The organism is Trinickia violacea, from assembly GCF_005280735.1.
In the GTDB taxonomy this organism is placed as follows: domain Bacteria; phylum Pseudomonadota; class Gammaproteobacteria; order Burkholderiales; family Burkholderiaceae; genus Trinickia_A; species Trinickia_A violacea.
This window is the reverse complement of record NZ_CP040078.1, coordinates 277,646-303,501: the sequence shown is the minus strand read 5'-3', so window position 1 is coordinate 303,501 and position 25,856 is coordinate 277,646. Positions and strand designations below refer to the sequence as shown.

The following is a 25,856-nucleotide window of genomic DNA, read 5'->3' as shown; positions in this document are numbered from 1 at the left end:
ACACGACATAGGAGCGAGACATGAAGCAGTTTTCCCTACTGGCGGCATCGGCATTGCTGTGCGCGACGGTCACGACGGGCGCGCACGCGGCCGGCGGCGAGATCGCCGTGATCGTCAAGACCGTCAATTCGAACTACTGGCAAAACGTGCAGAAAGGTGCGAAGGCCGCGGTCGGCGAGGATAAGGACTACACAATGACTTTCCAGGGGCCGGCTACGGAATCGGCTATCGCGGACGAGGTCAACATGGTCGAGAACGCCGTCAACCGGCACGTCGCAGGCATCGTGCTCGCGCCGTCCGATCCTGATGCGCTCGTGCCGGCCATCAAGAAAGCATGGGAGGCGCATATTCCCGTCGTGCTGATCGACTCGGCGCTTTCGGACGCAGGCAAGCAGTATTACCAGTCGTTCCTGTCCACCGACAATGAGAAGGCCGGGGAGCTGTGCGCGAAGGCGCTGATCGATCGTGTCGGTCAGACGGGCAAGATCGCGATCATGTCCTACGTGCCTGGCGCCGGATCGGAAATCGGGCGTGTGGGGGGCTTCCGCAAGTACATCGCGGCGCACTCGAAGCTGCAGATTGTCGGGCCGTACTACTCGCAGTCGCAGATGGCTACCGCACTGAATCAAACGACCGACGTGCTTTCGGCGAATCCCGACCTGAAGGGTATTTTCGGCGCCAATGAACCCACCGCCGTCGGGATGGGCCGCGCGCTCAAGCAGTCCGGGAAGGCGGGCAAACTGGTGGCCATCGGCTTCGACGGCAACCAGGATCTGCAGGACTTCACACGTGATGACACGATTCAGGCGATCGCCGTTCAGGGGTCCTATCAGATGGGATACAAGGGCATTCAGACCGTGGTGAACGTCATCGAACACAAACCCGTCGCGAAGCAGGTCGATACGGGCGTCGTCATGATCGACAAGCAGAACCTCGATTCCCAGGAAGCAAAGAACGTCCTCTATTGACGAGGCCACGGACCTGCCGACATGCCATACCGGGTCACTGCAGGTCCGTCCCGCGGCTTCTTCCGACGAAATATCCCTTAACGATCGCGCCCTTGGTTCATGAACGCTCACGAAATGCGTACCTTGCCTCGCAGCGGGCTAAAGTTGACTGCCCTCGGCCTGGGTTGTTCCCAGCTCGGCGGTCTCTACCGTTCCATGTCGTCCGCTGACGCAACGGCCCTTGTCGAGGCCGCATGGTCCGCGGGCCTGCGCTATTTCGATACCGCCCCGTACTACGGCTATACGCTCTCGGAGCGGCGCGTAGGGCAGGCTCTCGCGGCGCGCGAGCGTGGCGCGTTCACGCTGAGTTCTAAAGTGGGCCGCTTGATGCGGCCCGATGCGAGCGTGCGGCCCGGCGATGACGGCTGGGCCGAGCCGCTTTCGTTCCGGCCAGTCTTCGATTACAGCTACAGCGGCATCATGCGCTCGTACGAGGATACCCAGCAGCGGCTCGGGATGCCGCGGATCGATATCCTCTATGTACACGACATCGGCGCGATGACGCATGGCGACCGTCACGCCCACTATTGGGATCAGTTGGTGGCAGGCGGTGGGTTCCGCGCGTTAGCGGAACTGCGCGCGGGTGGCGAGGTGCGCGCGATCGGTCTCGGCGTCAACGAGTGGGAAGTCGCGGCCGATGCGATGAATGAGGCGCCGCTCGACGCCATCCTGCTCGCCGGCCGCTACACGCTGCTTGAACAGACAGCGCTGGAACCGCTGCTTGATGACTGCGCACGCCTGGGGACGGCCATCGTCGTGGGTGGCGTGTTCAATTCCGGTGTGCTCGCGGGCAACGGTAAATTCAATTATGGGGACGCGCCTGCCGAAGTCGTCGAGAAGGTCCGGCGATTGTCAACGCTATGCGAGCGCTTTGACGTTGCGCTCCCGGCGGCCGCGTTGCAGTTTCCGTTTGCACATCCTGCCGTCATCTCATGCGTGGTGGGCGCACGCAGTGTCGCCCAATTGCAGCAGAACATCGCGTGGCTCGAGCAACGCGTGCCTGCCGGCTTTTGGGCCGCGCTCGGCAACGAAGGGCTGATCGCGGCAAATGCGCCGGTTCCCGAGGGGGATGCGTAATGCCGCGAATCGATGCTCGCCAGCACTATTGGCGAATCAGCGAGCGCGCGGGCTACTGGCCTCCCCGAGAACTGAGCCCGATTTACCGTGACTTCGGCCCCAGCGACCTGACCGGTGCAGTTGCGGCGCTGCCCGACGTGTTCGGCGGCAATGCGTGCCGTTTCTACCGCGTCGGCGCAATGACCCGCCTCGCTTAACTTGATCAATAGGACGACACCACCATGCTTAGTGTGATTTGCGAATCCCCCGGCGTCTTGCGCGCACAGCAGCGCGACGTACCCGTGCGCGGGAACGGCGAAGTGCTGCTGCGCGTGAGTCGCGTCGGAATTTGCGGCACCGACCTGCACATTTTCACAGGCAATCAGCCCTATCTGAAGTACCCACGCGTAATGGGCCACGAACTTTCTGCAGTGGTCGTCGAAGCCGAGCGCGACTCGGGACTTGCCGCCGGCGACGGCGTCTACGTCATGCCGTATTTGTCGTGCGGGCATTGCATTGCGTGCCGCCAGGGTAAAACGAACTGTTGCGTCAACATCGAAGTGCTGGGCGTGCATCGCGACGGCGCGCTCACCGAGTACCTCAGCGTGCCAGCCCAGTTCGTCCACAAAGCCGAAGGCGTGACGCTCGACCAGGCAGCGATGCTTGAATTCCTCGCCATCGGGGCACATGCGGTGCGACGCGCGGATGTCTTGGTTGGTCAGCGTGTGCTGGTGGTCGGGGCGGGCCCGATCGGCATGGCCGCGATGATCTTCGCGAAGCTGCGCGGCGCCGCCGTGACCTGTCTCGATACGCGCGCCGATCGCCTCGCATTCTGCCAATCGCAACTGGGCGTGGATGCCGCCGTCGCGGTCGGCACGGACGACACGGAGCAGCTCGCGTCGCTGACCGGCGGCGAGTTCTTCGACGCCGTCTTCGATGCGACCGGGAACATCGACGCGATGAACCGCGGCTTCGGCTTCGTCGCGCATGGCGGTAAATACACGCTCATCTCGATCGTGCCGGGCCAGGTGACGTTCTCCGATCCCGAGTTTCATAAGCGCGAGACCACTCTGCTCGCGAGCCGTAACGCGACAGCTGCGGACTTCGAAACCGTGCTGGAGGCGATGCGCGCGGGACGCATTCCAGACCAGGCACTCAACACGCACCGCATGCAGCTTGCGGAAGTGCCGGACGCGTTTGCGCGCCTGCTGGAGCCAGGGCAGACCGTGGTGAAGGCGCTGGTGGAGTGTTGACCCGTGGCGGCGGACCATTCAGGACGGGCAGGATGAGCGAACCCATACTTCAGTTCGGCACGAGCCGTTTTCTTTTGGCACACGTCGCCCTGTTCGTATCTCAGGCGCTTGAGCGCGGCGACGCGATCGGCGGCATCAGCGTTGTGCAGACCACCGGGAACCCGTCAAGCCGCGCGCGTGTGGCGGCTCTTTCTCAAGCGGGCAAATACCCCGTGAATATTCGCGGCGTGGAAGACGGTTCGGTCGTGGACAAGATGATCGAATGCCAAGCCGTCCGCACGGCATGGGTTGCCGATGAAGACTGGGCCGCGGTTCGTTGCGCGACGATCGAAGACGTGCGCGTCATCGTATCGAACACCGGTGATACGGGCTATCGGCTCGACGAGCGCGATTCAGCTGCCTTGCTGGCGAACACTGCGCAGGTACCGCACAGTTACCCCGCCAAACTGCTGGCGTTGCTTCATGCGCGATGGCGCGAGAGGCCCGATGCCGGCGTGTCGGTCTTTCCGTGCGAACTCATCGCCAACAATGGCGACACCCTTCGAGATGTCGTGCTCGGTCTGGCTCAACGATGGGCGCTCCCACAATCGTTTGTCGGCTATTTGCTCGAGGACTGCGTCTGGGTGAACTCCCTGGTCGACCGCATCGTATCCGAGCCGATCGATCCGGTCGGCGCGGTCGCCGAGCCCTATGCGCTATGGGCAATCGAGCGGCGCGACGGCATGCAACTTCCGTGCGTACACGAGGACATCGTGCTCACGGACGATTTGCGCAGTTACGAGCGGTTGAAGCTGTTCTTCCTCAATCTAGGTCATACCTGGCTGGCCGATCAGTGGCTCAAGGAGGGCCGCGCCTCGTCCGAAACGGTTCTCGATGCGATGAACGATGTACGGCTGCGCGACGGCATCGAGGCAGTTTGGCAAGAAGAAGTCCTCGACGTATTCGCCGCGATGGACTTGCGCAGCCGCGCCGAGCGGTATCTCGAAAGCGTGCGTGAGCGGTTTCTCAACCCGTACCTCGATCATCGAATTGCGGATATCGCGCAAAACCATGTCGAAAAGATCAAGAGGCGGATATTGCCGCTGATCGAACTCGCGGATTCGCTATCGTTGCCGGCGGCCCAGCCGCGCTTGCGAAGCACGCTGGCGCGGCACGGACTGGTACACGCCGCTCAAGGGGCACGGGCATCATGAAAGACCAGACAGTGGTGATTCTTCACGACGAAGACAACGTAGCGGTGGCGCTTCGCGCATTGAGCGCAGATGTGTCGATCGACGTGGCCGGGCGGACATTGCGGGTCCCGGCCCCCGTTCCCGCGGGTCACAAGGTCGCTACCCGTGACATCGCGCGAGGGGCGCGCATCATCAAGTACCGGCAGACGATCGGTGTTGCGCTGTGCGACATCGCGGCAGGCGAGCATGTCCACGTACATAACGTCGGCATGCCCGAACATCATCAGAGCGAGCGACCACCCGACAATGCGACGTACCGTATCGCCGAAGCCGATCGCTCGGATACGTTCCAGGGGTATGTGCGGGCGGACGGGCAGGTCGGCACGCGCAACTATATTGGCGTGATCGCGAGCGTCAATTGTTCCGCGAGCGTCTGTCACGCGATAGCGGACGCGTTCAAGGGCGACGCGATGGCCGCCTTCGGAGGGGTCGATGGCGTGGTCGCCATCACGCACCAGAGCGGATGCGGTCTATCGGCGGCCGGAGACGGCATCGCATTGCTACGCCGTACGCTTGTCGGCTACGCATGCAATCCGAACTTCGCCGGCGTGCTGTTCGTCGGACTGGGTTGCGAAGTCAACCAGGTGAGCGGCATGGCCGAATTGCTGGGCCCGCTCAATCCTGGCCCGATCAGGACACTCGTGATACAGGACGAGGGCGGTGTACGAGAGACCGTCGCCCGGGGGATCGCGATCGTTCACGAGCTCGTTGACGTGGCCGAGCGCGCAGCCCGCACGGAAGTGCCCGCAGCGCGATTGAAGGTCGGGCTTCAGTGCGGCGGCTCCGACGGATACTCCGGAATCACGGCGAATCCCGCACTCGGCGCGGCCGTTGACCTGCTCGTACGCAATGGCGGGACCGCTATCCTCTCCGAGACGCCGGAAATCTACGGCGCCGAACACCTGTTGACGGCGCGAGCCGCGTCGCGCGGCGTGGTGGATCGGCTGCTCGAGAAGCTGCGGTGGTGGGAGCGCTATGCGGGCGATGCAGGGGGAGAAATGAACAACAATCCGTCGCCCGGAAACAAGGCGGGCGGCATCACGACGATTCTGGAAAAATCGCTGGGTGCGGTGTCGAAAGGAGGGGGCACCGCACTCAAGGCCGTGTACGACTACGCGGACCCGGTATCCGAATGCGGCCTCGTGTTCATGGATACGCCAGGCTACGACCCGGTGTCCGCAACCGGACAAATCGCGGGAGGGGCGAATTTGATCTGCTTCACCACCGGACGCGGTTCGGTATTCGGTTCGAAGCCGGTTCCGACGATCAAGCTCGCGACAACCACAGGGCTCTTCGAGCGCATGCGGGCCGATATGGACTTCAACTGCGGCGAGATCGTCGACGGCTCACTCAGCGTCGAAGAGACGGGGGAGCGATTGTTTCGACTGGTCCTGGCTGTAGCGTCGGGCGAGCGGACCTGCAGCGAGGAAAACGGGATCGGCGATCGCGAGTTCGTGCCGTGGCTGCGGGGCGCGGTCATGTGACGGTCGGCGCGACGAGATGAAAATTGAGCATTGCACCCGGGAGGGCCGCCGGATTCGCATAAGGTGAGCTGGCAGTTCGCCATCGACTGGCTTACTTCTTTCTTGAGACGGAACCGCTATGCGCTACTGCTTTGCCCTGGATCTGAGAGACGATCCGGATCTTATCGCGCGTTACGAAGAACTTCACCGAGAGGTCTGGCCTGATGTCGTCAGGCATATACGCGAGCATGGAGTCTCGACTATGGAGATTTATCGCCTGGGAACGCGGTTATTCATGGTCATGGAAACAGACGACGGCAGATACGACGCCGACAGAATGGCACGCGCCGCAGAAAGCAATCCCGCGGTCCGGCAATGGGAGGACCTGATGTGGAGTTTTCAGGCTCCCACGCCCTGGACGCCGGCAGGACAGAAGTGGGTGCCGATGAACCGGATATTCGACTTGCAGCAGCAGGCGTAAGTGCGCCGGACTGCTGTGGATCGTGAGTTCAAGATTCGCCCCCAGGTCATTGCGTTCGACTTGATGTCGGCGCAGGGCAAGCGCGTGTCGGGTTTTGCCTGTCATCCGCGTTGCCTTCCGGACTACTCTGATGCAGTCGCTGCTGGCGCCGCTTCCGCCGGTGCGCAGCAGCGCGATCCAACCGGAAGGAGACAGTGCAATGAGCAACAATCGAGGTGTCGTCTATCTTGGCCCGGGCAAAGTCGAGGTTCAGGAGATCGACTATCCGAAGATGGTCGATCCGAGCGGCCGGGCCATCGGCCACGGCGTGATTCTGAAGGTGGTCAGCACGAACATTTGCGGCTCCGATCAGCACATGGTGCGCGGTCGCACCACGGCGCCAGTCGGGCTCGTGCTCGGTCATGAGATCACCGGCGAGGTGATCGAAGTAGGGCGCGATGTCGAGACTTTGAAGATCGGCGACCTCGTGTCGGTGCCGTTCAACGTCGCCTGCGGCCGCTGCCAGATGTGTAAGGAGCAGCACACGGGCGTGTGCCTGAACGTGAATCCCTCGCGTGCGGGCGGCGCCTACGGCTACGTCGACATGGGCGGCTGGATCGGCGGTCAGGCGGAGTACGTGTTGGTGCCGTACGCGGACTTCAACCTGCTTAAATTCCCGGACCGCGATCGGGCGATGGCCAAGATCCGCGATCTCACTTGCCTCTCCGACATTCTGCCGACTGGCTATCACGGCGCGGTGACTGCGGGCGTGAAGCCCGGCTCGACGGTGTACATCGCGGGCGCCGGCCCGGTCGGCATGGCGGCGGCCGCATCGGCGCGCCTGCTCGGCGCGGCCTGCACGATCGTCGGCGACATGAACGCCGAACGTCTCGCGCACGCGAAGGCGATGGGTTTCGAGGTGGTCGATCTGTCGAAGGACGCAACGCTCGGCGAACAGATCGAGCAGATCCTCGGCAAGCCGGAGATCGACTGCGCGGTCGACTGCGTGGGCTTCGAGGCGCATGGCCATGGCGCGTCTGGCCATTCTGAAGAAGCGCCTGCGACGGTGCTCAACTCGCTGATGGAAATCACGCGGCCCGCGGGCGCGATCGGCATCCCGGGCCTGTATGTGACCGACGATCCGGGCGCGAAGGACGTCGCCGCGAAGCACGGCAGTCTCAGCATCCGCTTCGGCCTCGGCTGGGCGAAGTCGCATTCTTTCCATACGGGTCAGACGCCGGTGCTGAAGTACAGCCGCAATCTGATGCAGGCGATCCTGTTCGACCGGCTGCCGATCGCCGATATCGTCAATGTGACGGTGATCTCGCTCGACGAAGCGCCGGAAGGCTACAAGAAGTTCGACGGTGGCGCGCCGCGCAAATTCGTCATCGATCCGCACAACCTGCTGCGGGCCGCGTAAGTCGGCGATAGGCGCAATGAAGACGGGCGGTCCTGCATTTGGACCGCCTGTTTTTATTTGGGTTGGCAGACGTCTCGGGCCGCGGACGGGCGAGACTCAAGAGTAAGTGGCCAGAGGCGCGACCTGCTTGCGGCGTTCTCGCGTGGGCGGGACGCCGAAGGTCTCACGGTAACTCTTGCTGAAGTGGCACGCCGATTGGAAACCACACGCCATCGTAATGTCCATGATCGACATATTGGTCTGCAACAGCAGTTCACGTGCGCGACGCAACCGAAGCGTCAGGTAGTAATGGGTAGGTGTCATCCCGAGATGCTCATGAAACAGCCTTTGCAATTGCCGCTGCGACATGCTGGCTAGTCGCGCTAACTCATCGCGCGAGAGCGGTTCCTCGATGTTGTTTTCCATCAGCGCCATGACTTCAAACAGCGACTTGTTAGCTGAACCCAGCCGTGCAATGAGTGGTATTCGCTGTTGCGCATTGTTATCGCGAACATGCTCGACGACGAACTGCTCCGCAATCTGCATGACGCGTGCGGTACCGACGCGTGCAGTGATCAGATGCAGCATCATGTCGAGGGGTGCGACTCCGCCCGTGCATGTGACGCGATCGCGATCGATTACAAATAGCTCCCTCAAGAAGCGCGTATCGGGAAACGCCTGCTTCAGCGCCGACATGTTTTCCCAGTGAATCGCGCAAGCGTAGCCGGCGAGCAGGCCGGACTTCGCCAGCGCATAGGTGCCCGTGCAGAGGCTGCCGAGCGCGACACCCATGCGGGAAAAGCGGCGTAAAGCGGACAGATGCGCGGCCGTTGTGACGTTCTGCACGTCGACGCCGCCACAGACGAACACGATGTCCGGTTGCCCGACGCATTCCGCCGGGCCGGTGTTGATATCGAGTCCGTTGCTTGCCGTCACCGGGCCGCCTTCCGGGCTGATGATCGACCATCGGTAAAGCGGCTCGCCGCTCAAGTAATTGGCCATGCGCAGCACTTCGATCGCGTTCACGAACGCGATCATGGTGAAGTTAGGCAGTGGCATGAAGGCGAAGTGCGCGAACTTCGCCGCACGGTCGGGGGACATATGGACCGTTCCTTGGGCTGGATCAGTGTCGTTTAGGGGGAATACCGCACCGTATTCTGGGAGCGAGCGGAAGAAACGTGCCATGCGACAAAACCCTAGGCCGCGCATACGGAAGTCGCAATTTGCCATGTCCATGTCGAGTTAGCGCAAAACTTCCTATTGGCTGCGCCGTTATCCCGTCCATCGCTCCCGCGTTTGCCGCGCTTTACCAGGAGGCAAGCGTGTTTCGTGACCTGAAAGACACATCCGCCGCCGGTCGCGTGCCGGTCGCCGGTTCAAGGCAGCCCCATGCTCAAACAGTTTTCCATCCGCGGTGGCCTCGCCACGACGATCGCCGGCTACACCGTGCTGCTCGTCCTGGTCGTAGGGTCGTGTATCGCCGGCCTTTACGTGGGCAATGCTGCCCTTGAATCGATGTACCGCGACGACACCGCGTCGCTGCTGCACCTCAAGACGAGCTCCGAGCGCATGCTCGTCGCGCGCGAGCGCTTTGGTGACGTCGCGCAAATCATCGCCGCCGGCCAGCCGGCCAAGAATGAGATCGCGCAGCTCCATACGCTGCTTAAGCAAAGCAACGACGAACTTGACGCGTACGTGCGCCTGCACGATCGAGATGCACGGGAGCAGGCGCTGTTCGACGCGCTCCAAAAATGCCGCCAGACGCTGCTTGACCAGGTCTTCCTGAAGGCGCTGTCGCTGCTCGATCACGACGACGCATTCAATTTCCTCGACACGCAGCGCTCCGCGCCCCTGGCGCTTTTCGCCGAATACCAGCAGGCGATCGAGGCCCTCGAAACCTTTCAGTTCGACCGCGAGCGGGCCCGCTACGACGAGGCCGCCGCGCTATTCCACAAGATCGTCTGGGCGTTGGGCGCGGTAGCCGTGTTTGCGCTCATCGTCGGCTTCTTCGCGCAGCGCGCGCTCGCGAAGGCGATCGTCGAGCCCATCGATCTCGCTGTCGATCACTTCGAGAAGATCGCCAAGGGCGACCTGACGGGCACCGTCGTCGTCGCCCGCGCAAACGAGATGGCCTATCTGCTGAACGCGTTGAAGCAAATGCAGGCTGGCCTTACCGCGACGGTGCAGCAGGTACGCGCGAGTGCGGAAACGATTGTCAGCGACGTCCGCGCGATCGCGAGCGGCAACGTCGATTTGTCCTCGCGCACCGAGCAGCAGGCCGTGTCGCTGCAGCAGGCCGCGGCGAGCGTCGAGCAGTTGACGGCTGCCGTGCGCCAGAACGCCGATAACGCCCGGGACGCGCGCCGCCATGTCGAGGGTGCCGCTGACATCGCGGTGCGCAGCGGGCAGGCGATGGAGCGCGTCGTCGCGACGATGTCGGCGATCTCCGAAAGCTCCTCGCGGATCACGGGCATTGTCGGCGTGATCGAGAGCATTGCGTTCCAGACCAACATCCTCGCGCTGAACGCGGCCGTCGAAGCCGCACGCGCGGGCGAGCAGGGGCGCGGCTTCGCGGTCGTCGCGACCGAGGTCCGCGGGCTCGCGCAGCGCAGCGCGTCGGCTGCGAAGGAGATCAAGGAGCTGATCGGCGCTTCGACGCGCCGCGTCGAGGAGGGCGGCGGCCTGGTCGCGCAGGCAGGCTCGACGATGTCCGAGCTCGTCGATGCGGTCGAGCGCGTCAACACGATCATGGGCGAGATCAGCATCGCCTCGGACGAGCAGTCGGTCGGCATCGAGCAGGTCAACGTGACCGTGACGAAAATGGAGCAGACGATGCAGCAAAACGCAGCGCTCGTCGAGGAGGCGTCGGCCGTCGCGCTTTCGCTTGAAGAGCAGAGCGTGCGGCTCAACGATGCAGTTGCGCAGTTCCGTCTGCGGGACGAAGCGAGTCGCTGACCGCAGGCCGATTGCCGCGCGAGCGCTTTGTGCAGACGATTGGCAGGAAATGGACGAAATGGCGGAAAAGGTAAAGAACACGTCTAAATTCGCATCACGACAGAAAATCCGAACGACAAGAATAGTGCGTCGGCAGCCGTAGCGTGATTCCGCCGGAATGCCAGAAACCGCGGGGTCTTCGCGTTGCCCTTCGCCTACTCTCACTGTCACGGACGCTCCATGTCGAACACTCAATCTTTCTTCTCGCAGCCCTTGGCCCAGCGCGACGGGTCGGTTCAAAACGCGCTCCTGAAGGAACTCGAGCGGCAGCAGTCGCAGGTCGAGCTGATCGCGTCGGAAAACATCGTGTCGCGCGCCGTGCTCGAAGCACAAGGCTCCGTGCTGACCAATAAGTACGCGGAGGGGTATCCGGGCAAGCGTTACTACGGCGGTTGCGAATTCGTCGACGAGGTCGAGACGCTCGCGATCGATCGCGTCAAGCAGATCTTCGGCGCGGGCTACGCGAACGTGCAGCCGCATTCGGGCGCGCAAGCGAATGGCGCGGTGATGCTCGCGCTGGCGAAGCCGGGCGACACGGTGCTCGGCATGTCGCTCGATGCGGGTGGCCATCTCACGCATGGCGCGAAGCCGGCACTCTCGGGCAAGTGGTTCAACGCGGTGCAGTACGGCGTGAATCGCGACACGATGTTGATCGACTACGACCAGGTCGAGGCGCTCGCGCACCAGCACAAGCCGAGTCTCGTCATCGCGGGCTTTTCCGCGTATCCGCGCAAGCTCGACTTCGCGCGTTTCCGGGCGATCGCCGACAGCGTCGGCGCCAAGCTGATGGTGGACATGGCGCACATCGCGGGCGTCATCGCGGCGGGTCGCCACGCGAACCCGGTCGAGCACGCGCACGTCGTCACGTCCACGACGCACAAGACGCTACGCGGCCCGCGCGGGGGTTTTGTCCTGACCAACGACGAAGACATCGCGAAGAAGATTAATTCCGCGGTGTTCCCCGGCCTGCAGGGCGGTCCGCTGATGCACGTGATCGCGGGCAAGGCGGTCGCCTTCGGCGAGGTGTTGCAGGCTGACTTCAAGACCTACATCGACAACGTGCTCGCGAATGCGCAGGCGCTCGGCGAGGTGCTTAAGGCGGGCGGCGTCGATCTCGTGACGGGCGGCACGGACAACCATTTGCTGCTCGTCGATCTGCGTCCGAAGGGTCTCAAGGGCACGCAAGTCGAGCAGGCGCTCGAACGCGCGGGCATCACCTGCAACAAGAACGGCATTCCGTTCGACACCGAGAAGCCGACCGTCACGTCGGGCATCCGTCTCGGCACGCCGGCCGGCACGACGCGCGGCTTCGGCGTCGCGGCGTTCCGCGAGATCGGCCGCCTGATCCTCGAGGTGTTCGACGCGCTGCGCGCGAACCCGGAAGGGGACCATGCGACTGAGCAGCGCGTGCGCCGCGAGATCTTCGCGCTGTGCGAGCGCTTTCCGATCTACTGATTCGACCGCCCCCGACAAGACTGGAGCCATACATGAGCACGCTGCATCAGGACAGCATCATCATCGACGGCCTGAACATCTCGAAGTTCGAGCGTTCGGTATTCGAAGACATGAGAAAGGGCGGCATCACGGCCGCGAACTGCACGGTGTCGGTCTGGGAGAACTTCACGAAGACCGTGGACAACATCGGCGTGATGAAGAAGAAGATCCGTGACAACGGCGAATTGCTGACGCTGGTTCGCGCGACGGACGACATTTTCCGCGCGAAGCAGGAAGGCAAGACCGGGGTCATCCTGGGCTTCCAGAACGCGCACGCGTTCGAGGACAACCTCGGCTATATCGAAGCGTTCGCCGACATGGGCGTGCGTGTCGTGCAGCTCTGCTACAACACGCAGAACCTCGTCGGCACCGGCTGCTACGAGCGTGACGGCGGCTTGTCCGACTTCGGCCGTGAAGTGATCACTGAGATGAACCGCGTCGGGATCATGGTCGACTTGTCGCACGTCGGCGGCAATACGTCATCGGAAGCGATCGCGTTCTCGAAGAAGCCCGTCTGCTACTCGCACTGCCTGCCGTCGGGGCTCAAGCAGCATCCGCGCAACAAGAGCGACGAGCAATTGAAAGAGATCGCCGATGCCGGTGGTTTTGTCGGCGTGACGATGTTTGCGCCGTTCCTGAAGCGCGGCATCGAAGCGACGATCGACGACTACATCGAAGCGATCGATTATGTCGTGAACCTGATCGGCGAAGACGCAGTCGGCATCGGCACGGATTTCACGCAGGACTACGCGAAGGAATTCTTCGACATGCTCACGCACGACAAGGGCCGCTATCGCCAGCTGACGAATTTCGGCAAGGTGATCAACCCGGAAGGCATTCGCACGATCGGCGAGTTTCCGAACCTGACCACCGCGATGGAGCGCGCGGGCTGGAGCGAGACGCGCATCCGCAAGATCATGGGCGAGAACTGGGTGCGCGTGTTCAAGGACGTGTGGGGCGCGTAAGCGCCGGCCCCCCCGCCGAAGCCAGCGATTTCACCAACAAGAAAACGGAACGTGCCCGCGCGGGCACGCGGACGATGCCGCGCCTACAGAAAGGTGGGGTGCGGCCTTTTTTCCTCACGGAGTCATTCGATGCAACCGCAACTGCCGATCGACGTCGATCCCAATACCGGCGTCTGGACCACCGACGCGCTGGCGATGCTGTACGTCCCGCGTCATTTCTTCACGAACAACCACACGGCCGTCGAGGAAGCGCTCGGCCGCGAGGCGTATGCCGAGATTCTTTACAAGGCCGGCTACAAGTCCGCGTATCACTGGTGCGATAAGGAAGCAAAGCAGCACGGCATCAGCGGCATGGCGGTTTTCGAGCACTACTTGAAACGCCTGTCGCAACGCGGTTGGGGGCTCTTCAAGATCGTCGAGGCGGATCCGGCAAGTGCGCATGCGCGCATCGAGCTGCGCCATTCGTCGTTCGTGCTCCAGCAGCCGGGCAAGGAAGGCAAGCTTTGCTACATGTTTGCCGGGTGGTTCGCGGGAGCGATGGACTGGGTGAACGACACAAGCGATAGCGGCAAGCATGCGCCGCGTTCGCAATCGAAAGAAGTGCAATGTGCGGCCGAAGGCCACGACCATTGCGTATTCGAAGTTTCGCCGCTTGCTCAATAACACGCGGTAAAAGCACTAAGTTCGAGGTTGCCTGAGATGCGCTATCCCCATCTGTTCAAACCCCTGACGCTCAACCAGCTCACGCTGCGCAACCGGATCGTCAGCACGGCGCACGCCGAGGTCTATGCGGAGCCGGGCGGGTTGCCCGGCGACCGCTATATCCGCTACTACGAGGAGAAGGCGAAGGGCGGTGTCGGCCTTGCCGTGTGCGGCGGATCGAGCCCGGTGTCGATCGATAGCCCGCAGGGATGGTGGAAGTCGGTGAATCTCGCGACCGACAAGATCATCGATCCGCTCTCGCGCCTCGCCGAAGCGATGCACCGCCACGGCGCAAAGATCATGATCCAGGCGACGCACATGGGACGCCGCTCGGCATTCCATGGCGAGCACTGGCCGCATTTGATGTCGCCCTCGGGGGTGCGCGAGCCCGTGCACCGCGGCAACGCGAAGATCATCGAGGTCGAGGAAATCCGCCGCATCATCGGCGATTTCGCGGCGGCGGCGAAGCGCGTGAAGGATGCCGGAATGGACGGCATCGAGATCTCCGCTGCGCACCAGCATCTGATCGATCAGTTCTGGAGCCCGCGCACGAACTTCCGCACCGACGAATGGGGCGGCAGCCTCACGAACCGGCTGCGCTTCGGTGTCGAAGTCCTGAAGGCGGTGCGCGAGGCGGTCGGCCCCGACTTCTGCGTTGGCCTGCGGATGTGCGGTGACGAATTCCATGAAGACGGTCTCGATCACGAACAATTGAAGGAGATCGCGCAAGCGATGTCCGAGAGCGGCTTGATCGACTATCTCGGCGTGATCGGCTCGGGCGCGGATACGCACAACACGCTCGCCAACTGCATGCCGCCGATGGCGCTGCCACCCGAGCCGTTCGTGCATCTCGCGGCGGGCATCAAGTCGGTCGTCAAGCTGCCGGTGATGCACGCGCAGAGCATTCGCGACGCGGGGCAGGCCGAGCGCTTGCTCGCGAGCGGGATGGTCGATCTCGTCGGCATGACGCGCGCGCAGATCGCCGACCCGCACATGGTCATCAAGATCCGCGACGGACGCGAAGACGAAATCAAGCAATGCGTCGGCGCGAACTATTGCATCGACCGCCAATACAACGGTCTCGACGTGCTGTGCGTGCAGAACGCCGCGACGTCGCGCGAAGCGACGATGCCGCACGTGATCGAGAAGTCGCGTGGGCCGAAGCGCAAGGTCGTCGTGGTCGGCGCCGGCCCGGCGGGTCTGGAAGCCGCTCGCGTCGCGCGTCTGCGCGGCCACGACGTCGTGCTGTTCGAAAAGCAGAACGAAGTCGGCGGACAGATCCTGCTTGCCGCGAAGGCGCCGCAGCGTGAGCAGATGGCGGGCATCGTCCGCTGGTTCGATATGGAGACGAAGCGTATCGGTGTCGACCGGCGCCTCGGCGTCGCTGCCGACGACAAGATGATTCTCGCGGAGAAGCCCGACATCATCGTGCTCGCCACCGGCGGTTCGAGTTTCACGAACCAGGTGCCGGCGTGGGGCGTCGAGGAAGGGCTCGCGGTCAGCTCGTGGGACATTCTCTCGGGACGTGTCGAGCCGAAGCAGAACGTGCTCGTCTACGACGGCGTGAGCACGCATGCGGGCGCGGGTGTGGCCGATTTCATCTCGAGCCGCGGCTCGAAGGTCGAAATCGTCACGCCGGACGTCAAGGTGGCCGACGATGTCGGCGGCACGACGTTCCCGATTTTCTATCGCCGGCTCTACGCGCAGGGCGTGATTCACACGCCGAACTACTGGCTCGATCGCGTGTATGAAGAGGACGGCAAGAAAATCGCCGTGCTGCGCAACGAGTACACGGAAGAGCAAGAGGAGCGTGCCGTCGATCAGGTCGTGATCGAGAACGGCGTCACGCCGAACGACGCGCTCTATTGGAAGCTCAAGCCCGAATCCGTCAACAAAGGACAAGTCGACGTGCACAAGCTCTTCGCAGCCGAGCCGCAGCCGTCGCTCGCGGAGCAACTTGGCGACGGCCGCTTCCTGCTGTTCCGCGTCGGCGATTGCATTTCGATGCACAACATCCACGGCGCGATTTACGACGCACTGCGTCTCGCGAAGGATTTCTGACGATGAATCCGGCCTTTCTGATTACCGCATTGCTGTGGCTGTCGGTGGCGGGGCTCGCGTTCGCGGTCGTAAAGCGCTCGTCGTACTGGCGTCTCGGGCGGGCCACTGCTCCAGGCGCGTTCGGCGTCGCGAACCTGTTCGCGATCCCGAAGCGCTATTTCGTCGATCTGCACCACGTGGTCGCGCGCGATCCCTACATCGCGAAGACGCACGTCGCCACCGCTGGCGGCGCGATCGCTGCGCTCGCGCTGGTGTTCGTCAACTACGGGCTCGCGATTTATTCGCCGTGGCTCGACAAGCTGATCTTTCTTGCGGCGCTCGCGATGCTGATCGGAACGGTGTTCGTGTGGCGCCGCCGTCACACGAAGAACGTGCCGGCGCGGCTCTCGCGCGGCCCCTGGGATGCGCTGCCGTGGCTGCTCGGGTCGTTCGCGCTGGGGCTGCTGCTGTTCGTGACCGTGCCGGCGCCGGCGATGTCGAAGGGGCTTGCCGTGACCTTCGCGGTGCTGATCGGCATCGGCGCGTTTGCGATGACGTTCGGCGCGGCAAAAGGCGGCCCGATGAAGCACGCGATCGCGGGCCTGCTGCATCTCGCGTTCCATCCGCGCCAGGAGCGTTTCGCGGCGAACCGCGAAGCGTTCACCGGCAACGGTAGCGCGACGCCGCCGACTGCGCTGAAGCTGCCCGACATCGAGCATCAGGAATATGGCGTGGCGAAGCCGGTCGAGTTCCGCTGGAACCAGCTCTTGAGCTTCGACGCGTGCGTGCAGTGCGGCAAGTGCGAAGCGGCGTGTCCCGCGTTCGCGTCGGGCCAGCCGCTGAACCCGAAGAAGCTGATTCAGGATCTCGTCGTCGGGATGGCGGGCGGCAGCGACGCGGCCTACGCCGGCAGCCCGACGCCGGGCATCGCGGTCGGTCAGCATCGCGGCGAGCCGAACGGACCGATCGTGTCGAGCCTGATCGAAGCCAATACGCTCTGGTCGTGCACGACCTGCCGCGCGTGCGTGCAAGAGTGTCCGATGCTGATCGAGCACGTCGATGCGATCGTCGACATGCGCCGCAACCAGACGCTCGTGCACGGCGAAGTGCCGGGCAAGGGCGCTGAAGTGCTCGCGAATCTGCGCGAGACCGGCTCGGCGGGCGGCTACGACATCGCGGCGCGCTACGACTGGGCGGTCGATCTGAACGCGCCCACCGCGCAACCGGGCAAGCCCGTCGACGTGCTGCTGATTGCCGGCGAAGGCGCGTTCGACATGCGCTATCAGCGCACGCTGCGTGCGCTGGTGAAGGTGTTGAACAAAGCGGGCGTCGACTATGCGGTGCTCGGCGGCAGTGAAACGGATACGGGCGATGTCGCGCGGCGCCTCGGCGACGAAGCGACGTTCCAGCGGCTCGCAAAACGCTTGATCGGCACGCTCGATCGATTGAGCTTCAAGCAGATCGTTACGGCCGATCCGCACGTGATGCACAGCCTGCGAAACGAATACCGCGCACTGGGCGGACGTTACCCAGTCCAGCATCACACGAGCTTCATCGCGGAGCTGGTCGCGCAAGGCAAGCTCTCGCCGAAGGCCGCGGCCGCGCTGCGCGACAAGCGCGTGACCTATCACGACCCGTGCTACCTGGGCCGCTATAACGGCGAGACCGAAGCGCCGCGCAAGCTGCTGAAATCGATCGGCATCCAGGTGGTCGAAATGGAGCGGCACGGCATGCGCGGACGCTGCTGCGGCGGTGGCGGCGGTGCGCCGCTGACCGATATTCCCGGCAAGCAGCGCATTCCCGATATCCGGATCGCGGATGCGCGTGCGATCGGTGCGGAAGTGGTTGCTGTCGGATGCCCGAATTGCACGGCGATGCTCGAGGGCGTGGTCGGCCCGCGTCCGGAAGTGCTGGACGTGGCGGAACTCGTCGCCGGCGCGCTGGAGTGAAGCGATGAATACCATCAAAAGAATCGATCCGCGCAGGCCGTTCACGGTCACGGCGGCGGGCCTGAAGCGGATCACGCTCGGCGAGACCGGCAGCGCGGACACAAGCGCCGCGCAGTGGCCCGCCCATGCGCACGGCACCCCAGCCGCGAAACCGCGCCGCACAGTGAGCGCCCCGAATCACGTCTTTCTCGTCGTCGCACACAGCGAGCGCGGCGCGCTCGACGAGCACGCGCGCCAGGCCGTGGCCGCCGCCGCGCTGCTCGCCGATGCGCAGACCGAAGTCGCGCTGCTCGTGCTCGGCGAACTGAAGGAGGATGCGGCGGCGCTTGGCGTCGACAAGCTGATCGAGCTGGCTGGCTTCGACCGCCGCATGTTTTCTCCCGATAGCGAGCTGCGGGCATTGCAGGCTTGCGTGGCGGCGCTCGCGCCGAAGCATGTGTTTCTGCCCGACAACGCGGCTGGCGACGGCGATCTCGGCCGCCGCTACGCAGCCATGGCCGGCGCGAGCGTCGCGACGCACGTCGTCGAGATCGACGCGCATCACGTTGGCGTGTATGCGCACGCGAAGCGCGGGTTCGCGACGCGCGCGCTGCCCGATGTGATCCTGCTCGCGCCAAACGCGGTCGATACGAAGCTGCCATTCGTCGGCGCGGGCGAGCGCCTCGCAAGCGACTTCGTTCGTCCGGCGGATCAGGCCGCACGTTCGTATCGCGATCTCGGCCTCGAGGAGATCGATGCCGCCCAGGTCGCGCTCGAAGAAGCGGACTTCATCGTCTCGGCAGGCAACGGCGTGACCGATATCGGCGCGTTCGAGCGCCTGGCCGGAGCGTTTGGCGCTGCGATCGGCGCGAGCCGCGTCGCGGTCGACAACGGTCACTTCGCACGCGACAAGCAGGTTGGCGCGACCGGCAAGACGGTCGAGGCGAGCGTGTATATCGCCTTCGGCATATCGGGCGCCGTGCAGCACCTGCAGGGCATCAAGGATTGCCGCCATGTGATCGCGGTGAACCTCGACGGCAGCGCGCCAATCGCGAAGCGAGCGAACCTGACCGTCGTCGGCGACGCACAGGCGACGATCGCTGCGCTGATCGAACAGGTGCAGGCCGCACGCGGGAACACCTCAACCTCGGTCAACACAACCGCATTGGCGGGAGTCGCAGCATGAACACCCCCCGACTGTTGAAACGCATTGCGGTGCTGGTGTCTGTCGGACGGCACCCCGTCAGCGGCACCGCCCGCTACAGCCGCAACGACGCCGTTGCGCTCGAGATCGGCCGCACGCTGGCTGACCGCCATCACGCGCAGCTCGACGTGATCCACGCGGGCGACCCGATCACGCCGGCGCTCGCCGACTACTTGGCGCTCGGCGCGCACGAGGTCGAGGTGCTGACATGCCGCGACGGCGACGATGCCGCGAATGCGCTCGCGGCGCGCATCGAAGGCTACGACCTCGTGCTGACCGGCACGCGAGCCGAGGGTGCGTACGACACCGGGATGCTGCCGTATCGCGTCGCCGCAACGCTCGGCTATCCGCTCGTCGGATCGGCCGTCGACGTGTCGATCGACGCAGGACGCGTGGCGGTCCGGCAGTTCTTGCCGAAAGGCCTGCGGCGCCGCGTCGATGCGACGCTGCCTGCGGTCGTCGCCGTGCATCCGCTCGCGAATACGCAGCCGCGCTACGCCTATGCGCGGCTCAAGTCGGGCACGGTCCGCCCGGTGCGCGTGTCGCCCGGCAAGGACGGCGAAGCGGCCGCGTGGACCGCGGGCCCGATCGAGCGCAAACCCGTCAAGCTGGCCGCCGCGGAGAAGCGCTCCGGGCATGCCCGGATGCTGTCGGCGACAACGACCGAAAGCCGAGGCGGGAGCGTCGTAATTGACGGGAGTTCGGTCGAAAAAGCACAAGTGATCCTCGCGTATTTGCGGGAGCATCAACTCATCGATTATTGATTTTTCTGTTCAATGCCTGTCCGCAAGCAAGAATTCCGGAGCAAACGATGAAAGTATCGGCAGACATTCGTGCGCTGATCGAGCGGCGCAAGGAGAGTTTCAGCCTCGAGGCGCCTTTCTATCACAGCGAAGAGATCTTCGCGCTCGACATGGAGGCGATTTTCCGCCAGCACTGGATCCAGGTGGCGGTCGAGCCCGACGTGCCCGAGCCGGGCGACTATGTCACGGTCGAACTCGGTCAGGACTCCATTCTGATCGTGCGCGACGACGACATGCAGATCCGCGCGTTTCACAACGTCTGCCGCCATCGCGGCGCACGTCTTTGCAACGAAGATAAAGGCTCGGTCGGCAACATCGTGTGCCCGTACCACAGCTGGACCTACAACCTGACCGGCCAGTTGATGTTCGCCGAGCATATGGGCGAGCAGTTCGATCGCTGCAAGCACAGCCTGAAGTCCGTTCACGTGCAGAATCTCGCGGGCTTGATCTTCGTCTGCCTCGCAGAAAATCCGCCCGATTTCTCTGCGATGCGCGCGGCGATGGAGCCGTATCTGCTGCCGCATCATCTGCCCAGCACGAAGATCGCCGCGCAGGTCGACATCATCGAAAAAGGCAACTGGAAGCTCACGCTCGAAAACAACCGTGAGTGCTATCACTGCGTCGCGAACCACCCGGAGCTGACGATTTCGCTCTACGAATACGGGTTTGGCTATCAGCGCTCGGCAGCCAACGCCGAGGCCATGGACGCCTTTGTGGAGACCTGCATCACGCGCGGCAAGGAATGGGCGGAGATGGGCCTGCCGTCGGCCGAGATCGACAGGCTGCTCGACACGACCGGCTTCCGCGCGCAGCGCCTGCCGCTCGACCGTAGCGGCGAATCACAGACGCTCGATGCGAAAGTCGCGTCGAAGAAGCTGCTCGGCGAATTCAAGCAGGCCGACCTCGGCGGCCTGTCGTTCTGGACGCAGCCGAACTCGTGGAATCACTTCATGAGCGATCACATCGTGACGTTCTCGACGATTCCGCTGTCGGCCGGCGAGACGCTCGTGCGCACGAAATGGCTCGTGCATAAGGATGCCGTCGAAGGCGTCGATTACGACGTCAAAAACCTCACGGCGGTCTGGAATGCGACCAACGACCAGGACCGCGCGCTCGTCGAGTTCTCGCAGAGCGGGTCCGCGAGCAGCGCGTACGAGCCGGGCCCGTACTCCCCATTCACAGAAGGTCTCGTCGAAAAATTCGCAGCGTGGTACATCGCCCGGCTCGCCGAGCAGATCGAGGCATCGCGTTAAGCCAGTGAACCGGAGTATTGCATGATGCGAGATGCGGCGAATTTCGAGCCGTCCGAGAGCCGAGTGACGCGCCCCGCGTTCTGGAACGCCCTTCCGGAGCGTTGGACGAGCGACGTCGAGGAAACGCTGGTGTGCTGCCACGTGCGGCAGGAAACGCACGATGTGAAGAGCTTCTTTTTCCGGTCGGCGCAAGGCCGTGCGTTCTCGTTCCAGCCGGGGCAGTTCATCACGCTCGAACTGGACATCGACGGCGAGACGATCAACCGCTGCTACACGATCTCGTCGTCGCCCGCGCGTCCGCACACGATCTCGATCACGGTCAAGCGCGTGCCGGACGGCAAGGTGTCGAACTGGCTGCACGACTACCTGCAGCCGGGGGCGTCGATCCGCGTGCTCGGTCCGGCGGGTGAGTTCACCTGCGCGCGGCACCCGGCGCGCAAGTACTTGTTCCTGTCCGCCGGCTCCGGCGTCACGCCGCTGATGTCGATGAGCCGCGCACACCACGATCTCGCCGAGGACCGCGACATCGTGTTCGTGCACAGCGCGCGCACGCCGGACGACATCATCTTCGCGCGTGAGCTCGACCTGATCGCGTCTAACCACACGAATTTCCGCACTTCGTTCGTTGTCGAGCGAGTCGGCGCGCGCACGAACTGGCCGGGCGTCACGGGCTTTTTGTCGCTACCGCTGCTGAAGCTGATCGCACCGGACTTCATGGAGCGCGAAATCTTTACGTGCGGCCCCGCGCCGTACATGAAGGCGGTGCGCGACCTGCTCGACGAAGCGGGCTTCGACCGCAGCCAGTACCACGAAGAAAGCTTTTCGTTCGAGACGCTCGCGCAAACCGCCGGCGACGAACGGCTCGCCGAGCTCGCGCCCGCAGCGGACGGCGATGCCGCGACGACGCAGTTCACGGTCAGCTTCGCGAAGAGCAACCGCGAGATCGCTTGCGGCTCGGAGCAGCACGTGCTCGACGCGGCGCGCCAGTCAGGCGTGCGGCTGCCGGCGTCGTGCACGCAGGGCATGTGCGGCACCTGCAAGGTGAAGCTCGTGTCGGGGCAGGTCGAGATGAAGCACAACGGCGGAATCCGTCAGCGTGAGATCGATCAGGGGATGGTGCTGCTTTGCTGCAGCAAGCCGCTCACCGATCTTGTCGTCGACAAATAGCCGGGACGTCGCTGCGGGAAGTCGCTCCAGGATAAACATGTGTCGCATAACAACGATACCGCCGATTTACGGCGGAAGAACCTAGTCAGGCAACGGGGCATCAGCCCTATCAAGAGGAGATTGACCATGAAGCTTTTGGGAAAACTGTTGTGGGCCGGCGCGTTGTCGGCGATGGTGGCGTTGAGCGCGCCGGCATTCGCCGACGGCAAGCCGACGCTGAAGATCGGCTACGTCGAAGGCTGGGACGATAGCGTCGCGACGTCGAACGTCGCCGCGCGCGTCATCGAGCAGAAGCTCGGCTACCAGGTGCAACTGGTGCCGGTCGCGGCGGGCATCATGTGGCAGGGCGTTGCGCGCGGCGACCTCGACGCGACGCTCTCAGCATGGCTGCCGGTCACGCACGCCGCGTACTACGACCAGTTCAAGTCGAAGGTCGAAGACGTGGGCGCGAACTTCCAGGATGCGAAGATTGGCCTGATCGTGCCGGCGGACCTGCCGGAAAATAGCATTCCGGAGCTGGCCGGACACCAGGCCGACTTCGGCGGCCGCATCGTGGGTATCGATGCCGGTGCCGGCGTGATGAAGAAAACGGACGAGGCGATCAAGGCGTACAACCTCAACTATCAATTGATGCCGAGCTCGGGCAGCGCGATGACCTCGGAATTGGCCCGGGAAATCCACGCCAACAAGCCGATTATCGTGACCGGTTGGGCACCGCACTGGATGTTCGCGAAGTGGAAGCTGAAATTCCTCGACGATCCCAAGAAGGTCTTCGGCGGTGCGGAGCACGTGGATAGCGTGATCAACCCGGATCTCAACAAGAAGGCGCCGGCGGTGGTGGCGTTCCTGAAGAAATTCCAGTGGAAGCCAGGCGAGATCGACAGCGTGATGCTGGCGGTCGAAAACGGCGCGAAGCCCGAAGCCGCCGCCGACAAGTGGATCGCTGACCATCCTGACCGCGTTAATGCCTGGGTCGCAGGCGCGCAGTAAAAATTATCCTACGACGAAATTCCTGTCCGCCGGAAGGCGCGTCGGACAGGGTATTGAACCGCGTGCTCATGGCCGTTGGACGGCTAAGGAGGCCCAATTGACGCTAGTCGATTGGGCCTTTTTCTGGTGCGTGGGCACACCGGTGACGAGAATCCACCCGCTCTTTAGAAAGCTCCTCCAGCCGCTTTTGGATGACTTGTCGCAATAGCGCAAGCACTAGTCGCAAAACTTCGAAAGGCCATTGTTTTTTTTAGCAAATATGTAGGCATCGGAGTGAGGCGCACGAATTTCAGCTAGATGAGGAGATGGTCTCGATGCAACCCCCCAAGGTCGTAGTCGAAGGTCTTTGCAAGGTATTTGGAAGCAATCCAAAGCAGGCCCTCGACATGCTCGCCGCCGGAGCGACGAAGGATGAAGTGCTCAAGCGGACCGGCCAAGTTGTCGGTGTGCACAACGTGTCGTTCGATGTGCAGGAGGGCGAGATTTTTGTGTTGATGGGCCTGTCCGGCTCCGGAAAATCGACGCTGATCCGGCTCGTGAACCGGCTGGTCGACCCGAGCGCCGGCAAGGTGCTGATCGGCGGCCGCGATGTTGCCACCGCCCGCCGCTCGGAACTCACCGCGCTGCGTCGCAAGGACATGAGCATGGTGTTCCAGTCGTTCGCGCTCATGCCGCATCGCACCGTGCTGTCGAACGCCGCCTTCGGCCTCGAGGTGGCGGGCATGGGCAAGAAGGAACGCGAGCGCCGCGCGATGGAGGTGCTCGAGCAGGTGGGACTGGCGCCGTTCTCGCAGAAGCTGCCGCGCGAGCTGTCGGGGGGGATGCAGCAGCGCGTCGGCCTCGCTCGCGCGCTCGCGGTGAACCCGTCGCTGATGATCATGGACGAGGCGTTTTCCGCACTCGATCCCTTGAAGCGCAAGGAAATGCAGAACGTGCTGCTGCAGCTGCAAAAGGAGCATCGCCGCACGATCATGTTCGTTTCGCACGATCTCGAAGAGGCGCTGCGCATCGGCAACCGGATCGCGATCATGGAAGGCGGCCGCCTCGTTCAGGTCGGCACGCCGCAGGAGATCATCGCGAACCCGGCCGACGAGTACGTGCGCGCGTTTTTCCATGGCATCGATACGAGCCGCTATCTGACGGCGGGCGATCTGATGCAAACGGGCGCCGTACCGCTCGTGTCGGAAGCCGACGCCACGAACGTCGCGGCGGCACTCAACGGCAGCAACGGATGCGCGTTCGTGCTCGACGCGCAACGCAAGGTCCGCGGCTTCGTCACGCGCGACGCGTCGGGCAATGCTTCGCCGGCTTTGCGGCCTGTCGAGAGCATCCGGCGCAACGCGTCGCTCGAACATGTCGTCGCGCGCGTGGTCGCGAGTCCGAATGCGCTGCCCGTCGTCGACGACCAGGGCTGCTACTGCGGCTCGGTCGATCGCGCGCTCATCCTGAAGGCCATCACGCGTTCGCGAGGATCCCATGTCTGAAATGATTCCCCTCGGTAGTTGGGTCGACCAATCCGTTCACTATTTGCTCGACCACGATGCGAAGACGTTCGATGCCATCGGCCAAACGATCGAGACTCTTGCCGCGCTAGTCGAGCACAGCCTGCAGGCCGTGCCGATGTGGGCGATGATGGCGTTCTTCATCGGCATCGGTCTGTGGCGCGTGGGCTGGCGCTTTGCGATCTTCACGACGCTGGCGCTCTTCTTGATCTACGCCACAGGCTTCTGGGATCAAACGGTCGTCACGCTGGGCCTCACGCTGTCGTCGACGATCATCAGCCTCGTGCTCGGCATCCCGCTCGGCATCGCGGCCGCCAAGAGCAAATGGGTCGCCGCGATCGTACGTCCGATCCTCGACCTGATGCAGACGATGCCGGCATTCGTCTACCTCATCCCGGCGGCGATGCTGTTCGGTCTGGGCCGCGTGCCGGGGATTCTGTCGACCGTGATCTTCGCGATGCCGCCCGCGGTGCGCCTGACGAGCCTCGGCATTCGCCACGTCAACATCGAGATCGTCGAGGCGGGCCATGCGTTCGGCTGCAATCCGTTGCAGCTCCTGTATAAGGTGCAGTTCCCTAGCGCGCTGCCTTCGATCATGCAGGGCGTGAACCAGACGATCATGATGGCGCTCTCGATGGTGATCATCGCGTCGATGGTGGGCGCAGGCGGCCTCGGCAACGACGTGCTCGCGAGCATCCAGCGTCTCGACATCGGGCTCGGCTTCGAAAGCGGCTTGTCGGTGGTGCTGCTCGCGATCATTCTCGACCGCATCACCGAGAGCTTCGGTCGCGCGCCGGGCGCCGCGAAAGCCCCGCTGTTTTCAGGCCTCAAGGCGTTGTTTCGCGCCAAGCCAACCGCTGTCGGTACCTGATTTACCGAGGGCTGCTCAGCGCCGCCTTGGCGCCGGGCAGCCGCGTGTCGGCTTTCCCGCCCTTAAGGCGCGG

The 25,856-nt window shown here is 63.7% G+C and carries 21 protein-coding genes and 1 pseudogene; 21 read left to right on the top strand and 1 reads right to left on the bottom strand.

All coding sequences use genetic code 11. The features are described from left to right. The first annotated feature begins 20 nt into the window (after window positions 1-20). The 8 genes from FAZ95_RS23325 to fdhA all read left to right on the top strand — a co-directional run bounded on the left by FAZ95_RS23325 (window position 21) and on the right by fdhA (window position 7,891). Complete coding sequence (locus FAZ95_RS23325; protein ID WP_137334898.1) at window positions 21-968, top strand: ABC transporter substrate-binding protein; 948 nt, start codon at window positions 21-23, stop codon at window positions 966-968. A 99-nt stretch (window positions 969-1,067) separates the two neighbouring features. Beyond that, window positions 1,068-2,084, top strand: coding sequence for an aldo/keto reductase (locus FAZ95_RS23320; RefSeq protein WP_137334897.1), 1,017 nt, complete (start codon window positions 1,068-1,070; stop codon window positions 2,082-2,084). After that, the gene (locus tag FAZ95_RS40890; RefSeq protein WP_137334896.1) at window positions 2,084-2,281 is read left to right on the top strand and encodes a hypothetical protein; all 198 of its coding nucleotides are present in this window, start codon (window positions 2,084-2,086) and stop codon (window positions 2,279-2,281) included. Before FAZ95_RS23320 ends, FAZ95_RS40890 begins: the two co-directional genes overlap by 1 nt. Window positions 2,282-2,305: 24 nt before the next feature. Further along, the gene (locus FAZ95_RS23310) at window positions 2,306-3,316 is read left to right on the top strand and encodes a zinc-binding alcohol dehydrogenase family protein (RefSeq protein ID WP_137334895.1); all 1,011 of its coding nucleotides are present in this window, start codon (window positions 2,306-2,308) and stop codon (window positions 3,314-3,316) included. A gap of 32 nt (window positions 3,317-3,348) precedes the next feature. Further along, complete coding sequence (locus FAZ95_RS23305) at window positions 3,349-4,509, top strand: mannitol dehydrogenase family protein (protein WP_137334894.1); 1,161 nt, start codon at window positions 3,349-3,351, stop codon at window positions 4,507-4,509. After that, entirely contained in the window at window positions 4,506-6,032 is a 1,527-nt protein-coding gene (locus FAZ95_RS23300; RefSeq protein WP_137334893.1) for a UxaA family hydrolase, read from the top strand. The genes FAZ95_RS23305 and FAZ95_RS23300 overlap by 4 nt, the downstream gene beginning before the upstream one ends. Before the next feature lie 118 nt (window positions 6,033-6,150). Continuing rightward, window positions 6,151-6,492 (top strand): L-rhamnose mutarotase, encoded by a 342-nt coding sequence (locus FAZ95_RS23295; RefSeq protein ID WP_137334892.1) that lies wholly within the window; start codon window positions 6,151-6,153, stop codon window positions 6,490-6,492. Window positions 6,493-6,691: 199 nt separating this feature from the next. Beyond that, entirely contained in the window at window positions 6,692-7,891 is a 1,200-nt protein-coding gene (fdhA, locus tag FAZ95_RS23290; RefSeq protein WP_137334891.1) for a formaldehyde dehydrogenase, glutathione-independent, read from the top strand. Between the two features lie 96 nt (window positions 7,892-7,987). Here fdhA and FAZ95_RS23285 read toward each other — a convergent pair whose 3' ends face one another. Beyond that, a complete protein-coding gene (locus FAZ95_RS23285; RefSeq protein WP_137334890.1) occupies window positions 7,988-9,055 on the bottom strand; it encodes a GlxA family transcriptional regulator in 1,068 nt (355 codons plus the stop codon). 204 nt (window positions 9,056-9,259) lie between these two features. Here FAZ95_RS23285 and FAZ95_RS23280 point away from each other — a divergent pair, with 204 nt between their 5' ends. From FAZ95_RS23280 to choW, 13 genes and pseudogenes are all read left to right on the top strand, one after another. Further along, entirely contained in the window at window positions 9,260-10,825 is a 1,566-nt protein-coding gene (locus FAZ95_RS23280; RefSeq protein ID WP_137334889.1) for a methyl-accepting chemotaxis protein, read from the top strand. Window positions 10,826-11,044: 219 nt separating this feature from the next. Next, window positions 11,045-12,319, top strand: coding sequence for a serine hydroxymethyltransferase (locus tag FAZ95_RS23275; protein WP_137334888.1), 1,275 nt, complete (start codon window positions 11,045-11,047; stop codon window positions 12,317-12,319). A 32-nt stretch (window positions 12,320-12,351) separates the two neighbouring features. After that, complete coding sequence (locus FAZ95_RS23270) at window positions 12,352-13,323, top strand: dipeptidase (RefSeq protein WP_137334887.1); 972 nt, start codon at window positions 12,352-12,354, stop codon at window positions 13,321-13,323. Between the two features lie 129 nt (window positions 13,324-13,452). Then, window positions 13,453-13,986: a DUF5943 domain-containing protein gene (locus tag FAZ95_RS23265; RefSeq protein ID WP_137334886.1), complete on the top strand. Its 534-nt coding sequence runs from the start codon at window positions 13,453-13,455 to the stop codon at window positions 13,984-13,986. 36 nt (window positions 13,987-14,022) lie between these two features. Next, window positions 14,023-16,086, top strand: coding sequence for an NADH:flavin oxidoreductase (locus tag FAZ95_RS23260; protein ID WP_137334885.1), 2,064 nt, complete (start codon window positions 14,023-14,025; stop codon window positions 16,084-16,086). A gap of 2 nt (window positions 16,087-16,088) precedes the next feature. Then, window positions 16,089-18,014, top strand: coding sequence for a (Fe-S)-binding protein (locus tag FAZ95_RS23255; RefSeq protein ID WP_137334884.1), 1,926 nt, complete (start codon window positions 16,089-16,091; stop codon window positions 18,012-18,014). Between the two features lie 4 nt (window positions 18,015-18,018). Next, window positions 18,019-19,179 (top strand): electron transfer flavoprotein subunit alpha/FixB family protein, encoded by a 1,161-nt coding sequence (locus tag FAZ95_RS23250; RefSeq protein WP_137334883.1) that lies wholly within the window; start codon window positions 18,019-18,021, stop codon window positions 19,177-19,179. Beyond that, a complete protein-coding gene (locus FAZ95_RS23245) occupies window positions 19,176-19,961 on the top strand; it encodes an electron transfer flavoprotein subunit beta/FixA family protein (RefSeq protein WP_137334882.1) in 786 nt (261 codons plus the stop codon). Before FAZ95_RS23250 ends, FAZ95_RS23245 begins: the two co-directional genes overlap by 4 nt. A gap of 47 nt (window positions 19,962-20,008) precedes the next feature. Next, window positions 20,009-21,253 (top strand): aromatic ring-hydroxylating oxygenase subunit alpha, encoded by a 1,245-nt coding sequence (locus FAZ95_RS23240; RefSeq protein ID WP_137334881.1) that lies wholly within the window; start codon window positions 20,009-20,011, stop codon window positions 21,251-21,253. Between the two features lie 21 nt (window positions 21,254-21,274). Continuing rightward, window positions 21,275-22,420, top strand: a complete 1,146-nt coding sequence (locus tag FAZ95_RS23235) for an FAD-binding oxidoreductase (protein WP_137334880.1) — start codon at window positions 21,275-21,277, stop codon at window positions 22,418-22,420. Between the two features lie 126 nt (window positions 22,421-22,546). Continuing rightward, window positions 22,547-23,410, top strand: a complete 864-nt coding sequence (locus tag FAZ95_RS23230; protein WP_137334879.1) for a glycine betaine ABC transporter substrate-binding protein — start codon at window positions 22,547-22,549, stop codon at window positions 23,408-23,410. Between the two features lie 194 nt (window positions 23,411-23,604). Beyond that, a pseudogene (locus tag FAZ95_RS23225) lies at window positions 23,605-24,894 on the top strand (quaternary amine ABC transporter ATP-binding protein); the annotation flags it as partial. Continuing rightward, window positions 24,887-25,783: a choline ABC transporter permease subunit gene (gene choW / locus FAZ95_RS23220; RefSeq protein WP_137334877.1), complete on the top strand. Its 897-nt coding sequence runs from the start codon at window positions 24,887-24,889 to the stop codon at window positions 25,781-25,783. The pseudogene FAZ95_RS23225 and the gene choW, both read left to right, overlap by 8 nt. Window positions 25,784-25,856 lie beyond the last annotated feature (73 nt).

Coding starts and splice junctions, on each gene's coding strand:
- FAZ95_RS23325 (WP_137334898.1), top strand. CDS start 21: ATGAAGCAGTTTTCCCTACTGGCGGCATCGGCATTGCTGTGCGCGACG.
- FAZ95_RS23320 (WP_137334897.1), top strand. CDS start 1,068: ATGAACGCTCACGAAATGCGTACCTTGCCTCGCAGCGGGCTAAAGTTG.
- FAZ95_RS40890 (WP_137334896.1), top strand. CDS start 2,084: ATGCCGCGAATCGATGCTCGCCAGCACTATTGGCGAATCAGCGAGCGC.
- FAZ95_RS23310 (WP_137334895.1), top strand. CDS start 2,306: ATGCTTAGTGTGATTTGCGAATCCCCCGGCGTCTTGCGCGCACAGCAG.
- FAZ95_RS23305 (WP_137334894.1), top strand. CDS start 3,349: ATGAGCGAACCCATACTTCAGTTCGGCACGAGCCGTTTTCTTTTGGCA.
- FAZ95_RS23300 (WP_137334893.1), top strand. CDS start 4,506: ATGAAAGACCAGACAGTGGTGATTCTTCACGACGAAGACAACGTAGCG.
- FAZ95_RS23295 (WP_137334892.1), top strand. CDS start 6,151: ATGCGCTACTGCTTTGCCCTGGATCTGAGAGACGATCCGGATCTTATC.
- fdhA (WP_137334891.1), top strand. CDS start 6,692: ATGAGCAACAATCGAGGTGTCGTCTATCTTGGCCCGGGCAAAGTCGAG.
- FAZ95_RS23285 (WP_137334890.1), bottom strand. CDS start 9,055: ATGGCACGTTTCTTCCGCTCGCTCCCAGAATACGGTGCGGTATTCCCC.
- FAZ95_RS23280 (WP_137334889.1), top strand. CDS start 9,260: ATGCTCAAACAGTTTTCCATCCGCGGTGGCCTCGCCACGACGATCGCC.
- FAZ95_RS23275 (WP_137334888.1), top strand. CDS start 11,045: ATGTCGAACACTCAATCTTTCTTCTCGCAGCCCTTGGCCCAGCGCGAC.
- FAZ95_RS23270 (WP_137334887.1), top strand. CDS start 12,352: ATGAGCACGCTGCATCAGGACAGCATCATCATCGACGGCCTGAACATC.
- FAZ95_RS23265 (WP_137334886.1), top strand. CDS start 13,453: ATGCAACCGCAACTGCCGATCGACGTCGATCCCAATACCGGCGTCTGG.
- FAZ95_RS23260 (WP_137334885.1), top strand. CDS start 14,023: ATGCGCTATCCCCATCTGTTCAAACCCCTGACGCTCAACCAGCTCACG.
- FAZ95_RS23255 (WP_137334884.1), top strand. CDS start 16,089: ATGAATCCGGCCTTTCTGATTACCGCATTGCTGTGGCTGTCGGTGGCG.
- FAZ95_RS23250 (WP_137334883.1), top strand. CDS start 18,019: ATGAATACCATCAAAAGAATCGATCCGCGCAGGCCGTTCACGGTCACG.
- FAZ95_RS23245 (WP_137334882.1), top strand. CDS start 19,176: ATGAACACCCCCCGACTGTTGAAACGCATTGCGGTGCTGGTGTCTGTC.
- FAZ95_RS23240 (WP_137334881.1), top strand. CDS start 20,009: ATGAAAGTATCGGCAGACATTCGTGCGCTGATCGAGCGGCGCAAGGAG.
- FAZ95_RS23235 (WP_137334880.1), top strand. CDS start 21,275: ATGATGCGAGATGCGGCGAATTTCGAGCCGTCCGAGAGCCGAGTGACG.
- FAZ95_RS23230 (WP_137334879.1), top strand. CDS start 22,547: ATGAAGCTTTTGGGAAAACTGTTGTGGGCCGGCGCGTTGTCGGCGATG.
- choW (WP_137334877.1), top strand. CDS start 24,887: ATGTCTGAAATGATTCCCCTCGGTAGTTGGGTCGACCAATCCGTTCAC.